Origin of the sequence: Nocardia sp. NPDC056952, from assembly GCF_042674185.1 — a bacterium.
Lineage (GTDB): Bacteria > Actinomycetota > Actinomycetes > Mycobacteriales > Mycobacteriaceae > Nocardia.
In genome coordinates this window covers 81,219-101,726 of sequence record NZ_JBHURA010000015.1, presented here as the reverse complement: position 1 = coordinate 101,726, position 20,508 = coordinate 81,219, and the positions used below count along the sequence as shown (strand labels likewise).

Annotated in this window: 17 protein-coding genes; 9 read left to right on the top strand and 8 right to left on the bottom strand. The window is 68.0% G+C overall.

The window, feature by feature from the left end; all coding sequences use genetic code 11:
- Positions 1-141: 141 nt before the first annotated feature.
- Genes ACFTS5_RS32375 through ACFTS5_RS32365 form a run of 3 tightly spaced genes read left to right on the top strand, consistent with a single transcriptional unit; the run spans position 142 to position 2,851 of the window.
- On the top strand, positions 142-1,008 hold the full coding sequence (locus ACFTS5_RS32375) for an ABC transporter permease (RefSeq protein ID WP_378638693.1): 867 nt from the start codon (positions 142-144) through the stop codon (positions 1,006-1,008).
- Positions 1,005-2,063, top strand: coding sequence for an ABC transporter substrate-binding protein (locus ACFTS5_RS32370; protein ID WP_378638640.1), 1,059 nt, complete (start codon positions 1,005-1,007; stop codon positions 2,061-2,063). Before ACFTS5_RS32375 ends, ACFTS5_RS32370 begins: the two co-directional genes overlap by 4 nt.
- Positions 2,060-2,851: an ABC transporter ATP-binding protein gene (locus ACFTS5_RS32365; protein ID WP_378638637.1), complete on the top strand. Its 792-nt coding sequence runs from the start codon at positions 2,060-2,062 to the stop codon at positions 2,849-2,851. The genes ACFTS5_RS32370 and ACFTS5_RS32365 overlap by 4 nt, the downstream gene beginning before the upstream one ends.
- Before the next feature lies 1 nt (position 2,852).
- Here the strand turns inward: ACFTS5_RS32365 and ACFTS5_RS32360 are convergent, their stop codons facing one another.
- The 5 genes from ACFTS5_RS32360 to ACFTS5_RS32340 all read right to left on the bottom strand — a co-directional run bounded on the left by ACFTS5_RS32360 (position 2,853) and on the right by ACFTS5_RS32340 (position 13,251).
- Positions 2,853-3,725 (bottom strand): bile acid:sodium symporter family protein, encoded by an 873-nt coding sequence (locus tag ACFTS5_RS32360; RefSeq protein WP_378638635.1) that lies wholly within the window; start codon positions 3,723-3,725, stop codon positions 2,853-2,855.
- A 118-nt stretch (positions 3,726-3,843) separates the two neighbouring features.
- Entirely contained in the window at positions 3,844-4,911 is a 1,068-nt protein-coding gene (locus ACFTS5_RS32355) for a putative zinc-binding metallopeptidase (RefSeq protein WP_378638632.1), read from the bottom strand.
- Positions 4,912-4,914: 3 nt separating this feature from the next.
- Positions 4,915-5,811: a transglutaminase N-terminal domain-containing protein gene (locus ACFTS5_RS32350; protein ID WP_378638630.1), complete on the bottom strand. Its 897-nt coding sequence runs from the start codon at positions 5,809-5,811 to the stop codon at positions 4,915-4,917.
- A complete protein-coding gene (locus ACFTS5_RS32345; RefSeq protein ID WP_378638627.1) occupies positions 5,808-8,930 on the bottom strand; it encodes a circularly permuted type 2 ATP-grasp protein in 3,123 nt (1,040 codons plus the stop codon). Before ACFTS5_RS32345 ends, ACFTS5_RS32350 begins: the two co-directional genes overlap by 4 nt.
- A 190-nt stretch (positions 8,931-9,120) precedes the next feature.
- Positions 9,121-13,251, bottom strand: a complete 4,131-nt coding sequence (locus ACFTS5_RS32340) for a transglutaminase family protein (protein ID WP_378638625.1) — start codon at positions 13,249-13,251, stop codon at positions 9,121-9,123.
- Between the two features lie 148 nt (positions 13,252-13,399).
- Between ACFTS5_RS32340 and ACFTS5_RS32335 the strand changes: the two genes are divergently transcribed.
- Entirely contained in the window at positions 13,400-14,041 is a 642-nt protein-coding gene (locus ACFTS5_RS32335; RefSeq protein WP_378638622.1) for a hypothetical protein, read from the top strand.
- 50 nt (positions 14,042-14,091) lie between these two features.
- Here ACFTS5_RS32335 and recR read toward each other — a convergent pair whose 3' ends face one another.
- Both recR and ACFTS5_RS32325 read right to left on the bottom strand, forming a co-directional pair.
- The gene (gene recR / locus ACFTS5_RS32330) at positions 14,092-14,700 is read right to left on the bottom strand and encodes a recombination mediator RecR (RefSeq protein WP_056822003.1); all 609 of its coding nucleotides are present in this window, start codon (positions 14,698-14,700) and stop codon (positions 14,092-14,094) included.
- Positions 14,700-15,017 (bottom strand): YbaB/EbfC family nucleoid-associated protein, encoded by a 318-nt coding sequence (locus ACFTS5_RS32325; RefSeq protein ID WP_228536936.1) that lies wholly within the window; start codon positions 15,015-15,017, stop codon positions 14,700-14,702. Before ACFTS5_RS32325 ends, recR begins: the two co-directional genes overlap by 1 nt.
- A gap of 298 nt (positions 15,018-15,315) precedes the next feature.
- On the opposite strand from ACFTS5_RS32325, the gene ACFTS5_RS32320 reads away from it, so the two are divergent.
- Genes ACFTS5_RS32320 through ACFTS5_RS32310 form a run of 3 tightly spaced genes read left to right on the top strand, consistent with a single transcriptional unit; the run spans position 15,316 to position 17,114 of the window.
- Positions 15,316-15,891 carry a hypothetical protein gene (locus ACFTS5_RS32320; protein ID WP_378638618.1) on the top strand — a complete coding sequence of 192 codons (576 nt, stop codon included), beginning with the start codon at positions 15,316-15,318 and terminating at the stop codon, positions 15,889-15,891.
- Positions 15,892-15,936: 45 nt separating this feature from the next.
- The gene (locus ACFTS5_RS32315; RefSeq protein ID WP_378638616.1) at positions 15,937-16,764 is read left to right on the top strand and encodes a MerR family transcriptional regulator; all 828 of its coding nucleotides are present in this window, start codon (positions 15,937-15,939) and stop codon (positions 16,762-16,764) included.
- Positions 16,764-17,114 (top strand): VOC family protein, encoded by a 351-nt coding sequence (locus ACFTS5_RS32310; protein ID WP_378638614.1) that lies wholly within the window; start codon positions 16,764-16,766, stop codon positions 17,112-17,114. The genes ACFTS5_RS32315 and ACFTS5_RS32310 overlap by 1 nt, the downstream gene beginning before the upstream one ends.
- Before the next feature lie 20 nt (positions 17,115-17,134).
- Here ACFTS5_RS32310 and ACFTS5_RS32305 read toward each other — a convergent pair whose 3' ends face one another.
- On the bottom strand, positions 17,135-17,569 hold the full coding sequence (locus ACFTS5_RS32305) for an SRPBCC family protein (RefSeq protein ID WP_378638612.1): 435 nt from the start codon (positions 17,567-17,569) through the stop codon (positions 17,135-17,137).
- Between the two features lie 180 nt (positions 17,570-17,749).
- Here ACFTS5_RS32305 and ACFTS5_RS32300 point away from each other — a divergent pair, with 180 nt between their 5' ends.
- Positions 17,750-19,192: an FAD-binding oxidoreductase gene (locus tag ACFTS5_RS32300; RefSeq protein WP_378638610.1), complete on the top strand. Its 1,443-nt coding sequence runs from the start codon at positions 17,750-17,752 to the stop codon at positions 19,190-19,192.
- Positions 19,189-20,505, top strand: a complete 1,317-nt coding sequence (locus tag ACFTS5_RS32295) for a class I SAM-dependent methyltransferase (protein ID WP_378638608.1) — start codon at positions 19,189-19,191, stop codon at positions 20,503-20,505. The genes ACFTS5_RS32300 and ACFTS5_RS32295 overlap by 4 nt, the downstream gene beginning before the upstream one ends.
- The last annotated feature ends 3 nt before the right edge of the window (positions 20,506-20,508 follow it).

Sequence of the window (20,508 nt, the reverse complement as noted above, 5' to 3'; positions counted from 1 at the left end):
CGGATCGACGCCGTCGCGCCGACTTCCGCTCATCGCGACTTTTAACCTCCCGTAACCGCTACCTGCGCCGATAGCGTCTCCCTTCGCAGTGCTGGGCGAATCCGCCCGGCACTGGAGGTGAGGAGTGCCGAGGTGACCGCAGTGGTGTCGACAGTGGACGCCGACGAAGCGGCCGGTGCGAAACCCAGCACTGCGAAGGCGCCTCGGCGGGGTGGTTCGGCGCTGGCCGCGGTGGTGGCGCTCGGCGTCGTCCTGGCCGGCTGGACGGTGGTGACGGCGGCCGGATTGGTCGATCCGCTGTATCTGCCGTCGCCGAGGGCGGTGTGGGATGCCTTCGTGCGGGCCAATTCCACGCATCGGATCGCCGACGGCGTGGATCGATTCGTGGTCGGCGAGCAGAACTACTACCTGTGGGAACACCTGCTGGCCAGTCTCCAGCGGATCGCGATCGGAGTGGGCGCGGCGATCGTCGTCGGGCCGCTGGTCGGGTTCGTGATGGGGATGGTCGCGCCGGTGCGGTGGGTCACCGAACCGATCCTGAACTTTTTGCGCGCCCTGCCGCCGCTGGGCTACATCGGTCTGCTGATCGTGTGGTTCGGCATCGGCGACACCGCCAAGATCTGGCTGCTGTTCCTCGCCGCGTTCCCGCCGATCGTCATCGCGACCCTGGACGGCGTGCTCGGCGTCAAACAGGACTACCTGAACGCGGCGCGCGCGCTGGGTGCCGGTCGCGCACAGGTTGTTTCGCTTGTCGTGCTCCCCGCGACGCTGCCCAACGTGATCAGCGGCATCCGCATCGCGACGGCCTTCGCCTGGACCACGGTCGTCGCGGCCGAACTCAACAACGGCATTCCCGGCATCGGCGGTCTCGCGTATATCGCGGGCACGCAACTGAATACGCCGCTCACCATCGCCTGCATCATCGTGATCGGCGTGGCGGCGATGCTGCTCGACGCGGTGATCGTGTTCATCGGCACCAAAGCTGTTCCATGGAAAGGCAAGTCATGACATCCACACTGCGCAAGGTCGCCGCGACCTCGGCCGCGCTCTCCGCCGTCCTCGCGGTCACCGCGGGCTGCGTGGAGTCGGGGCGCGAGGACACCGGCGCGGCCGCGAGCTGCCCGTTCGCCGCCGACCCCAGTGTCACCAGCACGGTCCGCCTCGGTTTCCAGGCCATCCCCAACGGCGACCTGCTGGTGAAGGACCGCAACCTGCTGCAGGCGTGCCTGCCGAACGCGAAGATCACCTGGAGCCAGTTCTCCTCCGGCGCCGATGTGGTGCAGGCCTTCGGCGCGGGCGGCCTCGACATCGGCACGCTCGGCTCCAGCCCCGCTACCAAGGCACTGTCGGCACCGCTGAACCTGCCCGTGCAGGTGGTCTGGATCCACGACGTGATCGGCACCTCGGAGTCGCTTGTCGTGCGGGACAAGTCGATCACCACGTTGGCCGGACTGGCCGGCAGGAAGGTGGCGACACCCTTCGGCTCCACCTCCCATTACAGCTTGCTCGCCGCACTCGACAAGGCCGGGCTCACCGGCAAGGTGGAGCTGATCAACCTCGCGCCGGACGCGATTCCCGGTGCGTGGCAGGGCAATCAGATCGACGCGGCCTGGGTCTGGGACCCGACGCTGTCCAAACTCACCGCGGCGGGCGGCACAGTGGTCACCAGCAGCGCCGAGACCGCGGCGGCCGGTGCCCCGACCTACGACCTCGCCATCGCCGACAAGAAGTTCCTCGCCGGCAACGCCGCGTTCGCGAAGACCTGGGCCAAGGTGCAGGACTATGCCGTCGGTCAGCTGAAGAGCCAGCAGGCGGAGGCGGCGGTGTCGATCGGCGCGCAGCTGGGCATCGCTCCCGACAAGGTCGTTCCGCAGCTGGCGGGCTACCAGTACCTGCCCGCCGCCGAGCAGGCCGGGGCGAAATACCTGGGCGGCGGCTTCAGCGCGGATCTCACCGGCACCGCGCGATTCCTGTTGAGCCAGGGCGGTATCGCCGCCGTCGGCACCGAGCAGCAGTACCGCGACGGCATCTCCGCCACCGCTGCGGCGGGCGCGGGCTCGTGACCGCGGGGCCGGTGACCGGCGATGCCGAACGGGTGACGTTGACCGGGGTGAGCAAGAGCTACCCCGGCCCCGACGGTGACATCCAGGTGCTCGCGCCGACCGATCTCACCATCGAACCCGGCGAATTCGTCTGTGTCATCGGCCCTTCCGGCTGCGGAAAGTCGACCCTGCTGAACATCCTCGCCGGATTCCTCCCGCCGACGTCGGGGCAAGTGCGGGTCGGCGATCGCGTGGTCGACGGACCGGATCCCGACCGTGGCGTGGTCTTCCAGCAGGCGAACCTCTATCCCTGGCTCTCCGTCCGCGGCAATGTCGAGTTCGGTCCGAAGGTCCGTGGAGTGCCGAAGCAGACGCGGCGCGCGCAGGCCCAGCGACTGCTCGAGCTGGTCGGGCTCGACCAGCTCGGCGACCGTAAACCGTACGAACTCTCCGGTGGTCAGCAGCAGCGGGCACAGATCGCCCGCGTCCTGGTCAACGATCCCGGCATCGTTCTCATGGACGAACCCTTCGGCGCCCTCGACGCGTTGACCAGGGAGCGGCTCCAGCGCGAACTGCTCACCCTGTGGCGCGACCGCCGCAAGACCGTCTTCTTCGTCACCCACGGCATCGAGGAAGCCGTTCTCCTCGGCACCCGAATTCTGGTGATGGGGACCGAACCAGGCCGCGTCGTACACGATGTCCGGCCCACGTTCGAAGCAGGCGCGGATTTCGCCACGATCCGCGCGCTGCCCGAGTTCAGCGCGCTCCGAGACGAGCTCGCCCGCCACATCTACGCGGCCCACGCCTGATCTAGGCGGTGACGCTCACCTGCCTACGGGTGATGAGCCAGCCGACGAGCGCGGCGAGCGGGAACATCAGCACGCCGTAGACCGCCGCGGGAACGGCCAGCTCGGTGCTGTCGAGCACGCTGATCGCGATGGTGATGGCGATGGTGCTGTTGTGGATGCCGACCTCGAACGAGCAGGCGATGGCCTGACGGTCGGCGACGCCGAGCAGGCGCGGCAGGTAGTAGCCGACCGACAGGCTGATCAGGCAGAACACGACGGTGATGGCGCCGACGTCGGCGAGCGAGTCGGTCAGGGTCTCGCGCTCGCTGACGATGGTGCCGACGATCACCAGCAGCAATGTGATCGCCGACCCGATGCGGACCGGCTTGTCCATCCGGTCCGCGAACTCCGCCGACCAGCGGCGCACCAGCATGCCGAGGCCGACCGGGACCAGCACGATGGCGAACACCTGGATCACCTTGCTCAGCTGCAAACCGACGGAACCGTCCTCACCGCTCGGCTCGAAGTAACCGATGGCGAAGTTGGTCACCAGCGGCACGGTGACGACCGCGATGATCGAGTTGACCGCGGTCAGTGACACATTCAGCGCCACGTCGCCACGGAACAGGTGGCTGAACAGGTTCGCGGTGGTCCCGCCGGGCGAGGAGGCGAGCAGCATCATGCCGACCGCCAGGATCGGCGACAGATCGAACAGCAGCACCAGCCCGAACGCGACCACCGGCAGTACCAGCAATTGGCAGGCCAGCGCGATGGCGACGACGCGCGGCGTTTTCGCGATGCGGGCGAAGTCGGCGCCGGTGAGCGAGAGCCCGAGGCCGAACATGATCACCGCCAGCGCCAACGGCAGACCGACAGATACCAGCGGAGAGTTCATAGCCACACACTTCTCGTCGAGCAGTCCGGGTCGAGGTACCGACCGGATTGAGACGCACCGGTCTCAATCTCGAAGAGTAGCTAGCTGTGACGCTCGTCGCAGCGAAATCGACAAGGTATTACCCCGTCGAGACGACAGCCTCCGGCGCGGCGGCATGACTGCCGGTGCACAGATCGTGGACGAAGCGCATCTTCTCCAGCACCCGTTCGGGCAGGACGAAGGGGTACAGGTCGTCGCGTCCCATCGAGCGGTTGACCATGTTCAGCGACCAGGTCAGCGGCAGCCAGAGCTCGATGATCTTGTCGAACCCGGCGCGGCCGATCTGGGGGCGGTCCAGCGTCGCACCCGCCGGGGCGAGTCCGAAGGCGGCGGCCGTGTCGAGGGTGTCGCGGATGTGCAGGTAGTGGGCGAAGGTCTCGGCCCAGTCCTCGGCGGCGTGCATCGTGGCGTAGGAGGAGACGTAGTCGCGTTTCCAGCCGCTGGGCGCACCCTGGGAATAGTGGCGGTCCAGTGCCGCCTGGTAGTCGGCGAAGGGATCGCCGAACAGGTCGCGAAAGCGTTGCAGGGCAGCGTCGTCGGCGACGAGCACGGAGAAGTAGTAGTGCCCGGTCTCGTGCCGGAAGTGGCCGAGCAACGTGCGGTACGGCTCGGCCATCTCGATGCGCAACTGCTCGCGGTGCGGGTCGTCGGCCTCGGCCAGGTCGAGGGTGACCACTCCGTCCATATGGCCGGTGAGCACGCCGTCGGTCCGGCTGGACAGCAGATCGAAGGCCAGCCCGTGTTCGGGATCCTCGTCGCGGCCGACGATCGGCAGACCGAGCTCGACCAGCTCGAAGATCAATCGCCGTTTGGCCGTCTCGGCTTCGGCGAACGCGGCGAGGCCGTCGGTGTCGGTGTCGTTGGGCCTGGTCCTGGTGAGCTTGCACGACACGCACAGGCCGGGACCGGACGCGTCACCGTCGACCAGCCAATTGCACTGCGCCACATGCAGGTTGTCGCACAGGCGGAAGCGATCGCTGTCGACGACGCCGGCCACGTGGTCGATCGCCTCGTCGCTCGGCGGGTCACCGATCACCACCAGTGCCCGTTCACCCAGGCTGAAACCCAGTGCGCTGCGGCACGATAGGCAGACAGAGTTCTCGAAAGCCAGCTGCTGGCCACAATTCGGACAGACGAAATCACGCACGGACTACACCTCCACCGGGGCTACATCGACCGATACCTTGATTGTGGACTGCTTCGCGTCGGTGTAGATGATGCCACGCAACGGCGGAACGTCCTGGTAATCGCGACCCCACGCCACCGTCACGTACCGCTCGTCGGCGAACTGGTCGTTGGTGGGGTCGAAAGCGATCCAGCGACCGGTGCGATCGGTGTCGTCGACGCCGGGCAGCCAGACCGCGGCCCACGCGTGGGTGGCGTCGACGCCGACCATGCGTTCCTTGCCCGGCGGCGGGTCGGTGGCGAGGTAGCCGGAGACGTAGCGTGCGGCCAGGCCCTGTGCGCGCAGGCACGCCGCGCCGATTCGGGCGAAGTCCTGGCAGACGCCTTCGCGGGCGGCGAACACGTCGGCCACGCTGGTGCTCACCGTCGTGGACCCCGAGCGGTACTGGAAGTCGTTGTGGATGCGCGTGTTCAGCTCGGTCACGGCTTCGAGCAGCGGCCTGCCCGGCGGGAAACTCTCCACGGCGTACGCGACGACGTCGGGGGTGATCTCGGGCGGGAGCAGGTCGAGGGTGAACTCGACGGCCAGCGGTCCGGTGGCAGAGGTAGGACGCGCGGACTCCCATGGCATGTCGGCACCCGGCAGCGCCGCCGGGTCCTCGCCGTCGACATCGATGAGGGACTCGCCGGTGACCTCGAGGTTGCGATGCTCGGAGGTCACGTGGAAATACGTCGTGGTGTTGCCGTAGACATCGGTGCCCACCGAGCGGTCCGAGGGCACCGGGTCGATGTAGATCTCGTGCTCGAGCAGGCGCTGACCCGGATATTCGCGCGGGGTGAGGTACGCGCGACCGTAGGAGCTGGTCACCTCGTCGGAGTAGCTGTAGGTGGTGCGGTGCACCACCATGTATCGCCGGGTCATCCGACCATCCTGGTATTACCCCAGAGGGGCTGGATACCCAGCGGGACAGTGAGTTTGGTGGTCTCGAACGATTCGGCCAGCTTGCGCAGTCGCAAGTGCACCCCCTCCATCAGTTCCACCAGTTCGGTGCGCACGCCGTCGTCGTCGGTGTGTTCCAGGTCGGCCGGGTCGACGCGGCGCAGCATGCGCTGGGCGTCGGCGAGCAGGCGCTGCGAACGCGAGGCGCCGGAACCACCGGGTAGCGCCTGGAAGTCGGCCTCGAGACGGTCGAGCTGATAGATCAGCGACCGCGGGTTGCCCGGGTCGAACAGCAGCAGTCCCGCGAGCGCGGCCACGTGCGCCGAACCACGATGGCGGCGACGGTAACTCACCGCCGACTCGGTGGCGGTGAGCACGGCCTCCGCGACCACCCCTTGCACTTCGGCCGAACTCCGTCGCCCCAGTGCCGCATTGATCAGCGACGTCACGGCCAGCCCGCGCTCGATCCGTTTGCCGATGTCCATGACGTACCAGCCGGTGTCGCGCACCAGTGACTCCGCGCCGATCCCCGACAGCGACAGCAGCGCCGCCAGCGTCAGCGAATGCACCGACGACAACGCCGTCTCCTGTTCGGTACTGGCACTGCGGAATTCGGCCAGTGCGCGGTCGACGGCACCGATGATCATCCAGGTGTCACCGGACAGCTGATCGCGCACCGCCCGTGCGGCGGACCCGTAGTGATCCACCGCGTACGACAACGAACCGGCCAGCTCACGGTCACCGGTCAACGAAGCCAGGTACCCGAACCCCTCGGCTGACGCTCCGGCCACCGCCCGTCGCGCGGCCACACCGTCCTGACCGCTGGAATCCATGGCTCGATGGGTGAACTGACCCTGCGCCTGTCGCGACCGCGCGAGCACCGGCTCAGGCTCGGGGGCCGGCACCGGCTCCGAACCACGCTCCGGCGTGACACCGGTGGTGCGCAGCGCGCGGGCCAGGGCACTGGTCCCCGCCCGCTCCCACGGCGCCTCGGCCTCGGCCTCGGGTTCAGGCTCATCCGCTGTGGGCTGATCCTGACCAGCGGACTGGCTCTGCCCCGCCGACTTCGGTTCAGCGGGCGCATCGTGCTGCACCACGCCCGTTCCTGCCTCTTCGCTGGACGAGGACCGCGATGACCGCGTCGCCGCCGGGTCGGCCGCCTCGGTGCCTACCGAATCACGGTGCCCAGCATCAGGATTCGGATCTTCGGGCGCGGGTCCGTCGCCGGATCGCACGGCCACCAGCTGACCGATTCCGTTGGGCAGCACCGACTGTGGAGCGACGGTGCCCGTGGTGATCGACAGGGCACGCATGAGGATCGGCAAGGCTTCGGCGCCATCGAGCCACGGCCGGTAGCGATAGTCCTGATAGACGTCATGGGTGGCGGCGAGCAAGCGGACCACCGACTCGGCGCGTTCGCTGTAGCGGCCCATCCAGAACAGGTCGTTGAGCACGCGCGGCGAGCTGATCGCCTCGACGACCGGTACCGCCCGGCGCAACCGTTCCTCGTGCGGCGCTTCGGAACTCGCCGCGGGAACCGTGGCCGGAGCCGCGCGGACCCACACGTCCTTCGCGGCCACCTTGATCACGCTGCGGGTCGGTTCGAGCCGCATGCGCTGCTGACCGAGACCACCCGACATCGCCGTATAGCTGCCCCGTCTGGCCAGCGAGAACAACCGCATGCCCACCGGCGCCGGCGCCAGCCCCGCCGGGCCGTCGACCGCGGGCGCGACCGAGAACTCGGCGGGCTCCTGCCCGACCCACTTCCATCGCTCGACCTCGATCCGGGCGGCGAGATCGGCGCGCTCGGCCGCCGACAGGCTCGGTCCGAAGATCGTCGAGCCGTCGACAGCGGAGCGGATCACCAGGTCACCGACATGCGACACCAGGTGCGCGCGCTCGGTCTCGTCGCCGCCCCAGTAGGTGGGGGTGGCATCGAGCAGCAGATCCTCGCCGAGTACCGAGCGGGCGATGCGCGGCAGGAACGGGCTCAGCGCGGGCGATTCCAGCAGCCCGCTACCGAGGGTGTTCACCACCGTCACCGCACCGCGGCGCAGCACCTCGACCAACCCGACCACACCGAGCCGCGAATCGGGGCGCAGATCCAGCGGGTCGGAGAATTCGGCGTCGACACGCCGCAACACCACGTCGACCCGTTCCAAGCTGCCGAGCGAGCGCATCCACAGCGCACCGTCGCGCACCACCAGATCGGAACTCTCCACCAGCGGGAACCCGAGCATCTGCGCGAGATAAGCCTGGTCGAAGGCGGTTTCGGAATGCGAACCCGGGCTGAGTACGACGACGACCGGCTCTTCCCCATCGGCCAGTTCGGGCGCCGCCTCCTCGAGCATCAACCGCATGGCCCGCGCGAACGGGCTGAGCGGACGCGGTCCCGCGTGCTCGAAAGCCTCGGGAATGGCCGAAGCCACCACACGACGGTCGGCCAGCGCGTACCCGGCGCCCGAGGGTGCCTGCGCCCAGTCGGCGAGCACCCGGAACTGCCCGTCACTCCACCGGCTGATGTCGCAGGCGTGCAGGAACAATTGGTGGGTGCCGGGGATCGTGATGCCGTGCGCGGCCCGCACATACCCGGTATTGCCGAACACCACCTCCGGCGGCAACAGGCCTGAACTCAGCAGCCTGCGCGGGCCGTAGACGTCGGTGAGCACCTCGTCGAGTACCAGCGAGCGCTGCACCAGGCCGGTTTCCAGGCGGGTCCAGTCCTCGGCGGACACCAGCAGCGGAATCGGGTCAAGACGCCACGGTTGCGGTATCGCGGTGTCGTCATCGCCGCCCAGGCCGACCTCGGTGTAGGTGACACCGTCGTCCTCGATCTGCCTGCGCACCCGGTGATCGATCCGGTCGATCCCGCCGATCCCCTGGTCGATGAAGTCGGCCGACAGCTCCGACCACATCGACCGCACCCGCCCACGCCCGTCGACCAATTCGTCGTAATAGCCCCTGGTCGGCCTGCCGCACTCGTCGAACCGCGCCCCCGCCGAACTGTCAGCCCGATACCGCGCGAACTGCTCGGCGACCTGAGCGCGAACGCCCGATCCCGGCCGATTCCCGCCCCGTTGCGCTTCATCGCGCTGAGCCACCGAGCCTCCTGTGTTTATTTGCGGCTGGCGCCGCGGGGTTTTGCGGCCCCGATTGTCCCGATTCTTCCCTCCTCCGGTCAGTCCGGAATCGGGACGGCCGCAAAACCCAAAGCCGGTGCCTTCCATCGGTTGATCGACCAGATCGGTCTGCGGGACGACCGAGCGTTCGGTGGCGCGGCGATCCTTTCGACTACTGGCCCCACACTGTTCGCGCGCGGCGTAGGTCCAGGATGCCTGGTGCGCCGACATCGGTCGACTGTGCCGCGATCTTCGCACGGAGTTCGGCGGGATCCATCGGGTTCACCGTATGACCGGCGGCCTCGAAACGGCGGTTGCGGCGCGACTGGGCGGCGACGGCGTTGACGGGTGCGTCGTCATAGGCGCGGCCGCCGGGGTGCACGACGTGGTAGGTGCAGCCGCCGCGGGAAATGCCCGTCGCGACGTCTATCAGGTCGAACACCAGGGGGGCGTCGACGGTGATCGAGGGGTGCAGGGAGTTCGGCGGCTGCCAGGCGCGGTAGCGCACGCCCGCCACCTGCACATCGGATTTGTCGGTGGCCAACAGCGGAACCGGCATGCCGTTGCAGGTCAGGACATAACGGCCACGGTCGGCGCCGACCAGTCGCACCTGCAACCGTTCCACCGAGGAGTCCACGTAGCGCGCGGTGCCCTGGCCGGTGGTCTGTTCGCCGAGGGTGAGCCAGGGTTCGATCGCCCCGCGCAGTTCCAGCTCCGCCTCGCCGATCATGGCGGTGCCGATACGGGGGAAGCGGAATTCGGTGAAGGGGTCGAGCCAGGCGGTGTCGAAGTCGACGCCCGCCGCGCGCAGGTCGGCGGCCACTTCGGCGATGTCGTTCATCAGGAAGTGCGGCAGCAGATAGCGGCCGTGCAGGTTCGACCCGTGCCGGATCAGCGGCGCGCGCAGCGGCTTGTCCCAGAACATCGCGACCAGGCCGCGCACCAGCAGCGATTGCACCATCGCCATCTGGAAATGCGGCGGCATCTCGAAGCCGCGCAGTTCGAGCAGCCCGAGCCGGCCGCGCGCGGAGTCGGGGCTGTACAGCTTGTCGATGCAGAACTCGGCGCGGTGGGTGTTGCCGGTGAGGTCGGTGAGCAGATGACGCAGCGCGCGATCGATATGCCACGGGGCCGACTGGATTTCGTACGGCGTCGGCCCGTGGGCTTGCTCGGCGGTGAGCCTGGCGACCTCGGCGAAGGCGATCTCGAGTTCGTAGAGCGCACCTTCGCGACCCTCGTCCGCGCGGGGCGCCTGCGAGGTCGGGCCGACGAAACGACCCGCGAACAGGTACGACAGCGCGGGATGACGCTGCCAGTAGGTGAGCATGGAGACCAGCAGGTCGGGGCGGCGCAGCATCGGCGAACGCGCCGGGGTGACCCCGCCGAGGGTGATGTGGTTGCCGCCGCCGGTGCCGCCGTGCGTGCCGTCCACGTCGAACGACTCGGTGCTCAGCCGGGCGAGCCTGGCCTGCTCGTAGAGGGTGTTCAGCACCTCGGCCTGCTCGGCGAACGAGCTGGTGGGCATGATGTTCACCTCGATCACGCCCGGGTCGGGCGTCACCGAGAACGTCTGTAGCCGTGCGTCACTCGGCGGGGCGTAGCCCTCCAGCACCACCGGCTGCCCGATCGCCACCGCGGCCGCCTCGACCTTGGCGATCAGATCGAGGAAGTCGTCGAGCTCGGTGACCGGCGGCAGGAACACGTGCAGCCGCCCCTGCCTGACCTCGGCGACCAGCGCGGTCGTCGGCGTGAAATCGGCGGGCTCCACCGCGGCGGGCGGCTCGGCCCGTTCCGCGCGCAGCGGTTTCTGGTAGAGCGGGTCGCTGTCGGGCAGGATCGGCGGCGCGTGCCAGGACACCGACCCGATCGGAAGGCGAAGTCCGGCAGGCGAATCACCATCGGCCAACACGATCCGGCCGCGGCCGCCCTCGGCACGCCCGCGACGCAGCTGCCAGTCGGCACTGGCCCAGCCCGCGCCGTCGGCCCGTCGATGAATCGGCAGCACATACGCCGACGGCTGATCGACCGACTCCTCCAGGCTCTCGAGCAATACCCGCCGCACCTCGGGCGAGTCCTCGGCCGGATCGATGTCGGCGGGCGGCGGATCGCCGTACGGCGCGCTCACGGTCGCCGCCAACCGCGCCAGCGGATCCTCGAACGCGGGCCGCACCTGTCCATCGGGCAACCCCAGGGTGCCCGCGATCTCGGCGATCAGCGCCTTGGCCGCGCCGATATCGGCAGCGGGCGCCCGGTCGGGGATCACCCCGGCGGCCGAGTTGATCGGCTGCGAACGGGCGAGCTGGATGGGCGGGTAGGCCGACGGCGGCGCACTCGCCTTGTCCTTCTTCCCGCGAAGTTTGCTCTTCCGCAGCACTTTTCGCAGTGGGGCCTCGGCCTTCTCGGCAGCCTTGGCCGACTCCTCGGCTTCCTTCGTCGGCTCCTCGGCCTTCTCCGCCTCCTCGGCCTTCTCCGCCTCCTCGGCCTTCTTCGCCTCCTCGGCCTTCTTCGCGGGGCGAACGGAACCGCCGGCTTCAGCGCTGGCCTGCTGACTCTCCGCGGCCCGGCGGTGTTCGGCGGCGACGAACTCGACGGGCTCGTCGATCAGCGCCGGTCCGTCGTCGAACTCCACCACCTCCAGGTCCGCGGCCTCGACAGCAGGTTCCGCCGTTTCCACAAGATCGGCCTCGTCGAACACATCGATACCGACCGGCTCGCTATCGCGCAGGACATCGTCATCGTCGGCGAGCCCCAGCGCGACGACAGCGGCAGCGAGTTCGTCACCGCCCACCCGACGGCGCGCGTCGAAGACCGCGACCATGTCGACCGGGCCCACAGGGGGTAGCTGCGCATCGAGCACCGACACCGCGTCGACCGGCCCCGGCACGTCATCGACCACGTTCACGCCGGACTCGTCCGCCAGGCCCAGCGCGACAACAGCGGTCGCGACCTCGGCGCCGGCGGGGGCGTAGCCGTTCGAGTGCCCGGCGGTCTCGGCGACCGGCTTCACCGGCGTGTGCTGCGAAATCGGTGTCCACGGGTCGGTGAGCAGGTCCTGACGCTGCCAGACCGGCTCGCCATCGGCCCGCCACGCGATCGCGATCTCCCAGCGGGGCAACGGTTCTCCGGGATACCACTTGCCCTGGCGATACTGCACGATGCCGGTGGGCGCGTAGATCGCGCGGAGCCTGTCGGCCAGGTCGACGGCGCGCTCACGTTTGTGCCTGCCGTCGGCGTCGGTGGTCCACTGGGCGCTCACCTGGTCGTCGATGGAGACGAAGGTGGGCTCGCCGCCCATGGTGAGGCCCACATCGGCCGCGGCCATCCGCGCGTCGATCGCGGCACCGGAGGCGACGATGCGGTCCCACTGGGAATCGGTATAGGGCAGCGTGACTCGCGGATCCTCGTGGATACGGCGAACCACGTTGCTGAAATCGAGGGTGGCCTCCGTGATCCCGGTCGCCCCCGTGATCGGGGCGGCGGCGCCGGGATGCGGGGTGGCGGCGAGTGGGATGTGGCCCTCGCCCGCGAACAGTCCGGAGGTGGGATCCATCCCGACCCAGCCCGCGCCGGGCAGATAGACCTCGGTCCAGGCGTGCAGGTCGGTGAAGTCGGCGGCCGGGCCCGACGGGCCGTCCAGCGAGGGCACGTCGGAGGTGAGCTGGACCAGGTAGCCGGAGACGAAGCGGGCGGCCAGCCCCAGCTCACGCAGCACGCCGACCAGCAGCCAGGCCGAGTCGCGGCAGGACCCGAGCGCGGTGCGCAAGGTGTGATCGGGTGTCTGCACACCCGCCTCCATGCGCACGGTGTAGTCGACCGAATTGCGCAGCGCGTAGTTGAGCTCCACGAGGTAGTCGATGGCACGGGTCCGGCCCTGCGGCCGGTGTACCCGCGCCCATTCCCGCAACAACTCGCCAGGGCCGCTGCCCGGTTCCGCCTCGTCGACGCGCCGCAGATAGGGCGCGAGATCCTCGGCGAGTGCGGTGTCGTACTCGAACGGGAAGAACTCCGCGTAATCCTCGATGAAGAAGTCGAACGGGTTGACCACCTCGAGGTCGGCGATCAACCCCACGGTGATCGACAACTCCTTGGTCGGATTCGGAAACACCAGGCGTGCAACGAAATTGCCGAATGCGTCCTGCTGCCAGTTGACGAAGTGCTCGGCCGGCGACACCTCGAGCGAATACGCCTCGATGGGCGTGCGCGAGTGCGGCGCGGGGCGCAACCGCACTTCATGCGGATGCACCTCGACGAGACGATCGAAGGAGTATGCCGTGCGGTGCTCGAGTGACACCTTGATGCCCATCCACCAAGTGGACCACACTCCCCCGACACCGCGCGGGCCGACGAAACCTGAGTTTCCCGACCGGCCCCCCTTTCGAAACACGCTGGTAATAGCGCGGGGCAGGGACCACATCGATTACCGCCGACTCCGCTCCCCGTAGGCTGGCCGGGTGAGCTACGACCACATCCTCCTGCCGTCCGGCGTCGCCAGCTCTGTCGACGAGATCGACGCGTACCTGGCCGCCCAGGAAGGCGTGACCGAGTCCGCATCGATCGCCGAGATCGCGGCCGAGCTGAACGCGCGCAACGCCGAACTGCCGGTGGACGACTCGTTCCTCAGCGTCGAATCCGTCGGCGGCCCCAGCGGCGACACGCTCTACATCCCCTCGCCGTACGACGCCATCGGCTTCGTCCGCAATCTGCTCTTCGACCTCGCCACCCCGCGCGGCTACGCCGTCTACGATCCGCAGCTGACCTGGCTCATCGACCCGGCAGGCCACATCCCGATCAACGTCACACACGGCGGCGCGGGCGAATTCCCCTATCTCACCGAGGAATTGGCCCACCACTGGGTGGCCGGACTCGCCGCGCCCAACCCGTATCTCATCGTCGAGCAGGGCGAACAGCGCTACATCCAGACCTATCGCGACCCGAACGGGCCCTACACCCTCGAATATCGCGACGGCGGCCCCGACCGGCATTTCGGCACGACCCTCGACGACCCGGCGCAGGTCGCCCGCATCATCTGGGAGTGGGCCAACGGCAAGCCCGCCACCACCGACGGCGTCGCCTGGACCCGCGTCGAGCTCTGATCCCGGGACGGACGTGACCGGCGGCGACCAGCGCGCCTGCCCGATCCGTCCTACAGCGTCCGCCTGCCGGACAGTGCCCGTCCGAGGGTCAGTTCGTCGGCGAATTCCAGGTCGCCGCCCATCGGCAGCCCGGAGGCCAACCGGGTGACGGTGAGCCCGGGGAAATCGCGCAGCATCCGCACGAGATAGGTGGCCGTCGCCTCGCCCTCGGTATTCGGATCGGTCGCGATGATCACCTCGCTCACATCGATGCCGTCCTCCTGATTGCCGATGCGGGTGAGCAGTTCCCTGATCCGCAGCTGATCCGGCCCGACGCCGCTGAGCGGATCGAGCGCACCACCGAGCACGTGGTAGCGACCACGGAACTCGCGGGTGCGCTCGATCGCCTGCACATCCTTGGGTTCCTCGACCACACAGATCATCGTGCGGTCGCGGCGTGGGTCGGCACAGATCCGGCACAGCTCACCATCGGCGACGGTGCCGCACGACACACAGAACTGGACGCCGTCGCGCACCTTCTGCAGAGCGGCCTGCAGCCTGTCGATATCCGGCGGCTCCACCTGCAGCAGATGAAAAGCGATGCGCTGTGCGCTCTTCGGACCGACGCCCGGCAGTTTGCCCAGCTCGTCGATCAGATCCTGAACCGGCCCCTCATACATCAGAAGTCGGGCAGACCGGGCATCGAGCCGCCGCCGAGACCCTGCGACAGCGGGCCGAGGCGCTCGGCCGCGAGCTGCTGCGCATTGGCCATCGCGTCGTTGATCGCACCGATGACCAGGTCCTGCAGTCCGTCGACGTCCTCCGGATCGACCACCTTCGGGTCGATCGTCAGCGCGATCACCTCGCCGCTGACCTTGATCGTGGCCTGCACCAGACCGCCGCCGGCCTGACCCGCCACCTCGGTCTCGGCGAGCTCGGCCTGCGCCTGCATCACTGCCTGCTGCATCTGCTGAGCCTGAGCGAGCAGTGCCTGCATATCGAACTGACCATCACCGGGTTGCACAACACTCCTGTGTTTTTGGCGGCTGACGCCGCGGGGTTTTCGGCCCTGGGGGCCTCGCACCCGAGGGACGATACTGCGCCTTCGGCGTTCCGTCTCGCCCCTCGGGTGCGAGGCGGCCGAAAACCGTGGGGTACGTCGGGTGCGGGGCATGGCCGCGTGCGGTAGCCAGTTTAGTCGTGGGAAACGGTCACTGAAACGATGACTCCGCCGGGGAATCGATCATACGATCGTGCTAGCTCGGGCAATGATTCAGCAATCTCTAGGAGATCAGATGAATGCATCCTGTGCGCGCCTGGCATCGATATCAGCCGTGTTCGCGTCCGTCGCCAGCCTGCTTCTTCTCGCACCCACCGCCGCATCGGCCGATTCCGGAACCGACATCACGAACTATGGCAACGGCTGCGTTCTCGACCCCGGCAATCCGGCGGCGACCGTTGATTCGCTGCGCTTTCGCTGCAGTGTCACCCAGCAGGACCAGATCTACCGCGACGCACAGGCGGGCGCGGTGGCCAACGGCCTCACCAACGGCTGGGTGACACGCCCGCCGCAACTCGGAGCGGCCGCACCGGCGCTGTGGATCGGCAAAGTGTTCCGCACCGGGCCCGACGGCGGCACACTGACCAACCGGGTCACCGGGGCCGGGATCGAGGCGTTTCCCGCCGATGTCTATCGAGCACCGTCGATCCTCGACGGCGCCCCCACCTGGGCGCTGAACTACGCGCCGTCACCCACTCCGCAGGTCTACGACGAGATCCGCGAGGTCACCCCTGGCGTCTGGTTCGGCTATTCGTGGTGGCGCGAGGGCTCGTGGCCACTGCTCGCCGCCTTCGTGCTGACGCCCGCCTGATCGGTTCTTGACCCTCCACCCGCTGGAGGGTGTTCCCTGGATCTCATGACAGCAACCGTGGCGATCGGCGAGTTCGCCCGCCTCACCCATCTGAGCGTCAAGACGCTGCGGTACTACCACGAGATCGAGCTACTCGAGCCCGCCGCCGTAGACGCGGGCACCGGCTATCGCCGATATTCCACCGACCAGGTGGAGCGGGCGCATCTGATCCGCCGCCTGCGCGACCTGGACATGCCGCTCCCGGAGATCCGCACCGTGCTCGCCACCGCGGATCCCGCCGAGCGTGACACCACCCTGCGGGCGCACCTCACCAGGATGGAGGCGGCGCTGCAACGCACCCGCGAGGTGGTGGTCTCGCTGCGCGCCCTGCTCACCGCACCCCCGCTGCCGATCGAGGTCGACTACCGGATCGAGCCCGCCTTCACGGCGCTCACGGTCACCGACCGGGTCGAGCGCACCGCCATCGCCGACTGGTGCGGCACGGCGTTCGAGCAGCTGTACACGATCCTGCTGGCGTCCGGTGTCGACCCGGGAGGCGTTGCGGGCGCGACGTATTCGAACGAGTTCTTCACCGAGGACAACGGCGAGGTCACCGCGTACGTGCCGCTGCTGCCCGGTGCCGATTTCGTCCCCACCCGGGGCTTCGCCATCGTCGGCTTTCCCGCCCGCCACTTCGCCGTGGCGGTGCACGACGGCCCGTTCGAGGACTTCGACCGCACCTACGGCGCACTCGGCAGCCACGTCGCCGAGCACGGCACCGCACTGCCCGACGAGCCGGTCCGCGAGCGCTACCTCGTGGGACCCGACATCACCGATAACCCGGCCGACTACCGCACCGAAGTGTGCTGGCCGATCACCGAAGGAGAGATCTGATGACCATCGCCCTGGCGAACATCACCATGGACTGCCACAACGCCACGGCCCAGGCCGAGTTCTACGCGCAACTGCTCGACGTACCCGTCGACCCGGAGGCCTCGCAGTTCTTCGCCACCGTCGGCAAATCCGCCGGTCTCGCCCCGATCCTGATGTTCATTCAGGTCCCCGACAAGACACCCGGCAAGAACGTGGTCCATCTGGACTTCCACACAGCCGAGTGGGCCGAGTACATCGAGCGCGCGATCAGCCTGGGCGCCAAGCACATCGGCGACTTCGACGAGTACGGGATCCAGTGGACCACCCTCGCCGACCCCGAAGGAAACCTCTTCGACATCGGCAAGGACTGACCTACTGCGGTGAACTGAGCTCAGGCCAGTTCACGCGAGAGGTTGCCCAGGACCTCGGCCTGGATCTTCTTCAGGCCGAGCGGGGCGAAGATGCCCTCGAAGATGCCCGAGATGCCGCCCGCACCCTTCCAGGTGGTCTCGACGGTGACCTTCGAGCCGGCGCCGTCGGGGGTGACGGTCCAGGTGTTGACCATGGTGGAGTTGGCGTCGCGCTCGGTGAGAACCGAATCGGCCACCGTCACGGTCGCGCGCACGTTGCGTGAGCGCTTCTCGGTAGCCTGCAGCGTCCACTCCACCACGGTGCCCGCTCCGTTGCCGCCCTCGACAACCTTGTAGTCGCGGTAGTGCGAGGAAAGAATGCGCGGCCGGATCGTCTCGTAGTCGCCGATCGCGGCGAGCGTGCGCTGCGGATCCGCGGCGACGACGATCGAACTGCTGGCGCTGACCTGTCCCACTGTTGACTCCTTGCTGGGGGGTGTGGCGATATCTCGACCGGGTTACATCCTGCCCTGTCCCCGACCGCTTCTCCCGACCAGGTTCGGGCCGTGCGGGAACATGTGCGTGACATTTTGTCGCGGCGCGCAAGTATCCGGTGGCCCGGCGGACATGGTCGTACTAGCGTCAAAGGGGTGGCAGTGAGTCTTTTGGGTAGGGCTGGTCACGAACCGGCCACACGCGAGTCCGGATATGCCGCGCATCGAGCGGGAGTGGAGCGACTGCTGGAAAGCTATCGCGCCATCCCACCCGGTGCCGTCGTCCGGCTGGCGAAGAAGACATCGAACTTGTTCCGGGCCAGGGCGGCACCCACCGCGCCCGGTCTCGACGTGTCCGGCCTCGGGCAGGTGATCGCGGTAGACCCGCAGGCCCGCACGGCCGACGTCGCGGGCATGACCACCTATGAGGACCTGGTGGCGGCCACCCTCCCCTACGGGCTGGCGCCGCTGGTGGTGCCCCAGCTCAAGACCATCACCCTGGGCGGGGCGGTGACCGGTCTCGGCATCGAATCCACCTCGTTCCGCAACGGTCTACCCCACGAATCCGTCCTGGAAATGGACATTTTGACCGGGGCCGGGGAGATCGTCACCGCGACACCGACCGGCGAGCACGCCGACCTGTTCCACGGCTTCCCCAACTCCTACGGCACTCTCGGATACTCCGTCCGGCTGAAGATCGAACTCGAACCCGTCCTGCCGTTCGTGGAATTGCGGCACGTGCGCTTCCACGACCTGCGCGAACTGGAAGCCGAACTCGATCGGATCGTCGTCGACCGCCGCTTCCAGGACGAAGCTGTCGACTACATCGACGGCGTGGTGTTCAGCGCGAACGAGAGCTACCTGACCCTTGGTCGCCAGACCGACGAGCCCGGCCCGGTCAGCGACTACACCGGCATGGACATCTTCTACCGCTCCCTGCAGCACGCCGACGGCGTGATCCGGGACCGGCTGACCGTTCACGATTACCTGTGGCGCTGGGACACCGACTGGTTCTGGTGCTCGCGCGCGTTCGGCGCGCAGAACCCGAAGATCCGCAGGCTCTGGCCGAAGTCGCGCCGGCGCAGCAGTTTCTACTGGAAACTGGTCGCGCTCGACCGCAAGTACCACATCGATGACCGCAGGCAGGCCCGCAAGGGCAACCCGCCGCAGGAACGCGTCGTGCAGGACATCGAGGTGCCGGTCCAGCACACCGCCGACTTCGTCGAATGGTTCCTGCGGGAAATACCCATCGAGCCGATCTGGTTGTGCCCATTGCGCTTGCGTGCGCTCGACGACGCGCCGGCGACGGACGGTGCGCGTCCGTGGCCGCTGTATCCGCTCGAACCACAGCGCACCTACGTCAATGTCGGATTCTGGTCGGCGGTGCCGACCGAGCGAGGTCAACCGGAAGGGGCGGCCAACCGCGCCATCGAGAAGATCGTGTCCGCGTTCGACGGACACAAGTCGCTCTACTCGGACTCCTACTACGACGAGGCCGAGTTCGCCGAGCTCTACGGCGGCGACACCTATACCGAACTGAAGACCCGTTACGACCCGGACCAACGACTGCTGAATCTGTATTCGAAGGCGGTGCAACGCAAGTGACGACATTCAAGGACCGATCCGAGGTATTGGCCGAGCTGGGCACCCGGCTCAATATCGCCGAGGTCGTCGAGAGCCTCGTAGACGGCGAAATCCCCGTCCGCCTGACCGCCTACGACGGCAGCGCGACCGGCCCGGAGGACGCGCCCTACGCGCTCGAGATCAAGACCCCACGCGGCATCAACTACCTGGCAGGCGCCCCCGGCGACCTCGGCATGGCGCGGGCCTATATCGCCGGCGACATGATCGCCGAGGGCGTGCATCCCGGCGACCCGTACGACATCTTGAAAGCCATGCAGGACATGAAGTTCCATCGTCCTTCGGCATTGTCGCTGGTCACCATCGCGCGCTCGCTGGGCTGGGAGCGGCTCAAGCCGATCGCGCCCCCGCCGCAGGAAACGCTGCCGCGCTGGCGCCGGATCGCGCTGGAAGGCTTGCGCCACTCCAAGACTCGCGATGCCGAGGCGATCCACCACCACTACGACGTCTCCAACAAGTTCTATGAGTACGTCCTCGGCCCGTCGATGACCTACACCTGTGCGGTGTACGGCGACGAGGACTGGACGCTCGAGCAGGCACAGGAGAACAAGTACCGGCTGATCTTCGAGAAGCTGCGCCTGAAGGAAGGCGACCGGCTGCTCGATATCGGCTGTGGCTGGGGCGGCATGGTCCGCTATGCGGCGCGCCGTGGCGTGAAGGTGATCGGGGCGACGCTATCGGCCGAACAGGCCGCCTGGGCACAGCAGAAGATCGCCGAGGAAGGTCTCAGCGAGCTCGCCGAGGTTCGGCACAGCGACTACCGCGACATCCCCGAGGGCGAATTCGACGCGGTCTCCTCGATCGGCCTCACCGAGCACATCGGTGTGCACAACTACCCGTTCTACTTCGGCTACATCAAGGACAAGCTGCGGGTGGGCGGCCTGTTCCTCAACCACTGCATCACCCGCCACGACAACACCCGCACCACCAAGGCGGGCGATTTCATCGACCGCTACGTGTTCCCCGACGGGGAGCTGATCGGCTCCGGACGCATCATCTCCGATATCCAGAACGTCGGCCTCGAGGTACTGCACGAGGAGAATCTGCGCGAGCACTACGCGCTGACGCTGCACGAGTGGTGCAAGAACCTGGTCGCCAATTGGGACGCGGCCGTCGCCGAGGTCGGCGAGGGCACCGCGAAGGTGTGGGGCCTGTACATGGCGGGATGCCGGCTCGGCTTCCAGCGCAACGTGATCCAGCTGCACCATGTACTCGGCGTGAAGCTCGATGCGAACGGCGCCTGGGACGTCCCCTTGCGCCCCTGGTGGCAGCCGTAGGTC